We start from the raw sequence: 6,255 nt of genomic DNA, 5'->3' as shown, positions 1-6,255 counted from the left end.
GGGGGGGGGGCGGCCTTTGTTGCCCGCCGGCCCCGCGGGGTGGGGGCGGGTGGGCATTTGGCTGTTTTTTTTTTTCGGGGCGTGGGGGGCGGCGGGGGGGCCCCGCGCGCCCCCGCCCCCCGACACTCTTCGCTTTTTTGAACCCACCTTGGAGCAATGGAGCAACCATGGACGCCATCTCCGTCATCAGGACCAAGCGCGACCGCGGAGAGCTGAGCGACGCTCAGATCGACTGGGTCATCGACGCCTACACCCGCGGCGAGGTCGCCGACGAGCAGATGTCCGCCCTGGCCATGGCCATCCTGCTGAACGGGATGAACCCGGGCGAGATCAGCCGCTGGACGGACGCGATGATCCGCTCCGGCGTTCGGATGGACTTCTCCTCGCTGGCGCAGCCCACCAGCGACAAGCACTCCACCGGCGGCGTCGGCGACAAGATCACCCTGCCGCTCGCCCCGCTGGTCGCCGCCTGCGGCGCCGCCGTCCCGCAGCTGTCCGGCCGCGGCCTCGGCCACACCGGCGGCACCCTCGACAAGCTGGAGTCCATCCCCGGCTGGCGCGCCCTGCTCTCCAACGAGGAGATGCTGCAGGTCCTGCGGGACACCGGCGCGGTCATCTGCGCGGCCGGCGACGGCCTCGCCCCGGCCGACAAGAAGCTGTACGCGCTGCGCGACGTCACCGGCACCGTCGAGGCGATCCCGCTGATCGCCTCCTCGATCATGTCCAAGAAGATCGCCGAGGGCACCGGCGCGCTCGTCCTCGACGTGAAGGTCGGCTCCGGCGCCTTCATGAAGAACATCGACGACGCCCGCGAGCTGGCCCGCACCATGGTCGGCCTCGGCACCTCGGCGGGCGTCAACACCGTCGCCCTGCTCACCGACATGTCCACCCCGCTCGGCCTCACCGCCGGCAACGCGCTGGAGGTCCGCGAGTCGATCGAGGTGCTGGCCGGCGGCGGCCCGGCCGACGTCGTCGAGCTCACCCTGGCGCTCGCCCGCGAGATGCTCGCCGCCGCGGGCGTGCACGGCAAGGACCCGGCCGACGCGCTGCGGGACGGCTCCGCGATGGACCACTGGCGCCGCATGATCGCCGCCCAGGGCGGCGACGTCGACGCCCCGCTGCCGGTCGCCCGCGAGCAGCACGTCATCCCGGCCCCGGCCTCCGGCGTCCTCACCCGGCTGGACGCCTACGCGGTGGGCGTCTGCGCCTGGCGCCTCGGCGCCGGCCGCGCCCGCAAGGAGGACCCGGTGCAGGCCGGCGCCGGCGTCGAGATGCACGCCAAGCCCGGCGACACCGTGGTGGCCGGCCAGCCCCTGCTGACCCTGCACACCGACACCCCCGAGCGCTTCGACTACGCCGTCGAGGCCCTGGCCGGCGGCATCGAGGTCGCCCCGGCGGGCACCCCGTTCACCCCGGCCCCGATCGTCCTGGACCGCATCGCCTGACGGTCCGCGGTCCTGCTCACGTGCGCCGGATCAGGCGTACGTGAGCAGGCCGCCGGTGTCGACGGTCCACGGACCGACGGCGATCCTGTCGCCGAAGACGAACTCCTCACGGTTGGCGTAGCCGGGCTCCGAGTGCACGATGCCGGTACCCGTGCGGGGGTCGATGATCAGATGGAGCGGGATGCCCATCGCCCCGTAGTCATGGACCTTGTCGCGGTAGTGGTTCTCGGGGTCGGACTTGGAGACGATCTCCACGCCGAGCAGCACCTCGTGCGGCAGCACCGCCGATTGCTCGCCCTCCAAGGTGGCCTCGGGGAAGGAGTGTAGCGACGGCAGCCGACGGGCGGCGTTCCTCACCCTTCTGCGGTTGGCGATCGCGTACGCCGACTCGCCGTCGCGCGGCACGAAGGCGTCCGCGTACAACGGAAGCGGAGACTCTCAGGGGCGGTGGAAGATCTCGTGAGTGCCGATGCGGCGCCAGACGATGTGCGGCTCGCCGTCCTGGAGCGGGATCCCGTAGCTGAACGTCGCCCGGCCGTCGGGCGCCCAGGTCAGCTCCCAGATGTCGGGGTGGCCCTGCACCTTCTTCACCCGCAGCCCCCGCCGGAAGCCCTGGCCGGCGCGGCGGTCCGCGACGAACTGGGCGGCCGAGGCGAGAAAGGCGGCCTTCTGGGCCGGGGTGAGGTTCTTCCAGTCCCGGAGAAAGTGGGCGAGGGACTCATACGTCGGCACGGCGCTTGATCTCCCCCAGGTCCAGCCCCGCCTCGTCGGCAAGCGATCGCAGGAACTCCTCGCCGTCCTCGAACACCTCGCCACGTTCCCCCTGGGCGAGGGACTCGTCGACCTCGTTCTCCACGGCCTGCCAGGCCGGGCTCCAGAACCAGGCCTGGTCGTCCGGGATGACGGAGGCGGGGGTCAGGACGATGCGGCCGTCCTCCACCGCGACGACCAGTTGGTCCCCCTCCTGGAGGTCCAGTTGCTCCCTAATCTCCTGGGGGATGGTGACCACGCCCTTCTTCCGCACGGGCGTGGACACCAGGTGGGGACGGCGGCGGCGCTTGAGGTCTGCCATGAGGAAAGTCTACTGGGCGGAAAGTCTGCTCGGCAGCTGTCCGGCGCGGCGGGTGGCGGTGTGGGCCTGGCGGGTGGCGTAGAGGGTGACGGCGGCGGCGAGGGCCATGGCGGTGAGGCCGATGGTGGCGGCGCCGGGCCAGCCGGTGGCGTGGTAGGCGTCGGCGCCGATGGTGCCTCCGAGGCTGTTGCCCAGGTAGTAGGCGATCAGGTAGAGCGCGGAGGCCTGGGCGCGGCCCTCGGTCGCGGTGCGGCCGACGGCGGCGGAGGCGGTGGCGTGGCCGGCGAAGAAGCCGGCGGTGATCAGCACCAGCCCGAGCAGGACGAGGGCGAGGGAGTCGGCGAGCGAGAGCAGCAGCCCGAGGGCGGTGGTGGCGATCGCGACGTACAGCGCGCCGCGCCGGCCGAGCCGGGCGGAGAGCCGGCCCGCGGCGGCGGAGGTGCCGGTGCCGACCAGGTAGACCACGAAGATCGAGGCGGCGATCGACTCCGGAAGGTGGAAGGGTGCGGCGATCAGCCGGTAGCCGACGGTGTTGTAGACCGCGCCGAACACGGCCATGAACAGCAGCCCCAGCGCGTACAGCCGCAGCAGCAGCGGGTTGCGCAGGTGCCGCCCGACGGTGCGGGCGAGGGCCCGGGCGTCCACCGGGGCGGGGGTGAAGTGCCGGGCGGCGGGGATCAGCAGCCGGAACGCGAGGGTGGCGAGCAGGGCGAGGACGGCGGAGGCGGCGAGCCCCCAGCGCCAGCCGAGGCCGGCCGCGACCCAGCCGGAGAGCAGCCGCCCGCCCATGCCGCCGATGCTGTTGCCCGCGACGTACAGGCCCATCGCCGAGGCCAGCGCCGAGGGGTGGACCTCCTCGGCGAGGTAGGCCATCGCGGTGGCGGGCAGGCCGGCGAGCGCGGCGCCCTGGAGGACCCGGAGCACGACCAGGGTGGTGAGGTCCGGCGCGAACGGCAGGGCGAGCGCGAGGGCGGAGGCGGCGAGGGTGGAGGCCGTCATCACGGCGGTGCGGCCGTACCGGTCGGAGAGCGCGCTCGCGGGGAGCAGGGCGAGCGCCAGGCCGAGGGTGGCGGCGGAGGCCGTCCAACTGGCCTGGCCGGGGGTGAGGCCGAGGTCGTCCGAGAGGACCGGCAGCAGGCCCTGGGTGGAGTAGAGGAGGACGAAGGTCGCCACGCCGGCCGCGAACAGGGCGAGGTTGGCGCGGCGGAAGGCGCGCTGGCCCGGGCGGTGGCGGTCGTCCCGGACGGGGGTGCCGGTGGGGAGCGGGGCGGCGTCCGGCGCGGTCGCGGACGCCCTGGTACTGGAGGGCTGCATGACGTCGACCGTAGAACCGCCGGGCTGATGCGTCCAATGCATGAACCGGGCACAATTCATGCGTCAGTGTATGAGCGGAGCAAGGAGCGGGGAATGGAGCCCACCACGGCGACCGGGGCGGAGCCGGTCCGGCCCGCGGAGCTGGGACCCGACCTCCCGGCGGTGCAACTCGCCCCGCTGCTGGCCCAGTTCGCGGCGGTGGCCCGGCTGGAGCATGTGACGCAGGCGGCGGCGCTGCTGGCGATGCCGCAGCCGACGCTGTCCCGGGCGGTGGCCCGGCTGGAGGCGGAGCTGGGCGTGGACCTGCTGGCCCGCCAGGGCCGGACGGTCCGGCTGACCCGGGCGGGCCGGCTGCTGCTGGCCTCGGTGGAGCGGGCGCTGGCCGAGGTCGAGCGCGGCGCCGAGGCGGCGCGCGCGGAGGCCGATCCGGCGACCGGCCGGGTGGCGTTCGGCTTCCTGCACACCATGGGGACGGACGCGGTGCCGGCGCTGCTGCGGGACTTCCGGGCGGCGTACCCGCTGGTGCGCTTCCAGCTGGTGCAGGACTACGTGGGCGCGATGCTGGACCGGCTGCGCGCGGGGGAGCTGGACCTCTGCCTGGTCGCGCCGGTCCCGGACGACGACCCGGCGCTGGTCGCCCGCCGGCTGGACGAGCAGCGGCTGCACCTGGTGGTCCCGGCGGACCACCGGCTGGCCGGGCGCCGCCGGATCCGGTTGGCGGAGGTGGCGGAGGAGCCGTTCGTCGGGCTGGAGCCCGGGTACGGGCTGCGGGCGATCACGGACGGCTTCTGCGCCGAGGCCGGGTTCGTGCCGCGGATCGCGTTCGAGGGGGAGGAGGCGGAGACGCTGCGCGGGCTGGTGGCGGCCGGGCTGGGGGTGGCGCTGCTGCCGCCGGCGCTGGTGCCGCGGCCGGGGGTGGTGGAGCTGGAGGTGACGGCGCCGCGCACCCGGCGGGCGATCGGGCTGGCGTGGGTGGCGGGGCGGCCGCTGACCCCGCCGGCGGCGGCGTTCCGGGACTTCGTGCTGTCGCGGCGGGGCCGGCTGCTGGCGCACGACTGAGTGGACCGGGGGCGGCGTCCGGACGGCCGGCTTGCGTGGAGGTGGCCCGGCTCGTCCCTTTGGTGGAATTCCCGGTGGACATCGGATGATTCGACCCCCTGGACGGTGGCTTGTCTACGCGCGTAGGGGCTACACTCCCGCAATGGAGAAGCAGATCCCCGTCACCACCGCGGGCACCGGCCCCCGCATTCCCGCCCCCGAGCAGATCGCCCGCGCGCCGAAGGTGCTCCTGCACGACCACCTCGACGGCGGCCTGCGCCCCGAGACCGTGGTCGAGCTGGCCGCCGCCGTCGGCTACGAGGGCCTCCCCAGCACCGACCCCAAGGAGCTCGGCGAGTGGTTCCGCGAGGCCGCCGACTCCGGCTCGCTGGTCCGCTACCTGGAGACCTTCGCCCACACCTGCGCCGTCATGCAGACCCGTGAGGCCCTGATCAAGGTCGCCGCCGACTGCGCCGAGGACCTCGCCGCCGACGGCGTCGTCTACGCCGAGGTCCGCTACGCCCCCGAGCAGCACCTGGAGCGCGGCCTGACCCTGGACGAGGTCGTCGAGGCCGTCCAGGAGGGCTTCCGGCTCGGCGAGGCCAACGCCCGCGCCGCCGGTCGGCGCATCCGGATCGGCACCCTGATCACCGCGATGCGGCACGCCGCGCGCTCCTCGGAGATCGCGGAGCTGGCCAACCGCCACCGCGACGGCGGCGTCGTCGGCTTCGACATCGCCGGCGCCGAGGCGGGCTACCCCCCCACCCGTCACCAGGCCGCCTTCGACTACCTCAAGGGCGAGAACAACCACTTCACCATCCACGCGGGCGAGGCCTTCGGCCTGCCGTCGATCTGGGAGGCCCTGCAGTGCTGCGGCGCCGACCGGCTCGGCCACGGCGTGCGGATCGTCGACGACATCACGGTCGAGGAGGACGGCACCGTCCGGCTGGGCCGGCTCGCCGCGTACGTGCGCGACAAGCGCGTCCCGCTGGAGATGTGCCCTACCTCCAACCTGCAGACCGGAGCGGCCACCTCGTACGCCGAGCACCCGATCGGGCTGCTCAGCCGGCTGAAGTTCCGGGTCACCGTGAACACCGACAACCGGCTGATGAGCGGCACCAGCATGAGCCGCGAGTTCGGGCACCTGGTCGAGGCCTTCGGCTACACGCTGGGGGACCTGGAGTGGTTCACCGTGAACGCGATGAAGTCGGCCTTCCTGCCGTTCGACGAGCGGCTCGCGATGATCAACGACGTGATCAAGCCGGGCTACGCCGAGCTCAAGGCCGAGTGGCTGTTCAGCGCCGGAAGCTGAGCGGCCGGGCGGCCGGGCGGTTGAGCCGCCGGGAGGCCGGGAACTCCGGGTATCCCGCTCTGATCGGATGAACG

Annotated in this window: 7 protein-coding genes; 3 read left to right on the top strand and 4 right to left on the bottom strand. The window is 73.7% G+C overall.

Annotated features, from left to right (window positions below):
* Positions 1 to 167: 167 nt before the first annotated feature.
* The gene (locus ACFVFS_RS21315; RefSeq protein ID WP_380626160.1) at positions 168 to 1,445 is read left to right on the top strand and encodes a thymidine phosphorylase; all 1,278 of its coding nucleotides are present in this window, start codon (positions 168 to 170) and stop codon (positions 1,443 to 1,445) included.
* A gap of 30 nt (positions 1,446 to 1,475) precedes the next feature.
* Here ACFVFS_RS21315 and ACFVFS_RS21310 read toward each other — a convergent pair whose 3' ends face one another.
* The 4 genes from ACFVFS_RS21310 to ACFVFS_RS21295 are packed head-to-tail and all read right to left on the bottom strand — an operon-like array spanning position 1,476 to position 3,831.
* Positions 1,476 to 1,868 carry a Uma2 family endonuclease gene (locus ACFVFS_RS21310; protein ID WP_380626159.1) on the bottom strand — a complete coding sequence of 131 codons (393 nt, stop codon included), beginning with the start codon at positions 1,866 to 1,868 and terminating at the stop codon, positions 1,476 to 1,478.
* 15 nt (positions 1,869 to 1,883) lie between these two features.
* Positions 1,884 to 2,177, bottom strand: a complete 294-nt coding sequence (locus tag ACFVFS_RS21305; protein ID WP_380626158.1) for a hypothetical protein — start codon at positions 2,175 to 2,177, stop codon at positions 1,884 to 1,886.
* Positions 2,164 to 2,517 carry an AbrB/MazE/SpoVT family DNA-binding domain-containing protein gene (locus tag ACFVFS_RS21300; RefSeq protein WP_380626157.1) on the bottom strand — a complete coding sequence of 118 codons (354 nt, stop codon included), beginning with the start codon at positions 2,515 to 2,517 and terminating at the stop codon, positions 2,164 to 2,166. Before ACFVFS_RS21300 ends, ACFVFS_RS21305 begins: the two co-directional genes overlap by 14 nt.
* A gap of 9 nt (positions 2,518 to 2,526) precedes the next feature.
* Entirely contained in the window at positions 2,527 to 3,831 is a 1,305-nt protein-coding gene (locus tag ACFVFS_RS21295) for an MFS transporter (RefSeq protein ID WP_380626156.1), read from the bottom strand.
* Between the two features lie 93 nt (positions 3,832 to 3,924).
* On the opposite strand from ACFVFS_RS21295, the gene ACFVFS_RS21290 reads away from it, so the two are divergent.
* Together ACFVFS_RS21290 and ACFVFS_RS21285 are read left to right on the top strand one after the other, a co-directional pair.
* On the top strand, positions 3,925 to 4,890 hold the full coding sequence (locus ACFVFS_RS21290; RefSeq protein ID WP_380626155.1) for a LysR family transcriptional regulator: 966 nt from the start codon (positions 3,925 to 3,927) through the stop codon (positions 4,888 to 4,890).
* 142 nt (positions 4,891 to 5,032) lie between these two features.
* Positions 5,033 to 6,181 carry an adenosine deaminase gene (locus ACFVFS_RS21285; protein WP_380626154.1) on the top strand — a complete coding sequence of 383 codons (1,149 nt, stop codon included), beginning with the start codon at positions 5,033 to 5,035 and terminating at the stop codon, positions 6,179 to 6,181.
* Positions 6,182 to 6,255: the final 74 nt, after the last annotated feature.

This window comes from Kitasatospora sp. NPDC057692, from assembly GCF_042799475.1.
In the GTDB taxonomy this organism is placed as follows: Bacteria; Actinomycetota; Actinomycetes; order Streptomycetales; family Streptomycetaceae; genus Kitasatospora.
Note: the sequence above shows the minus strand (reverse complement) of the source record. Positions and strands in the feature narration are given on the sequence as shown.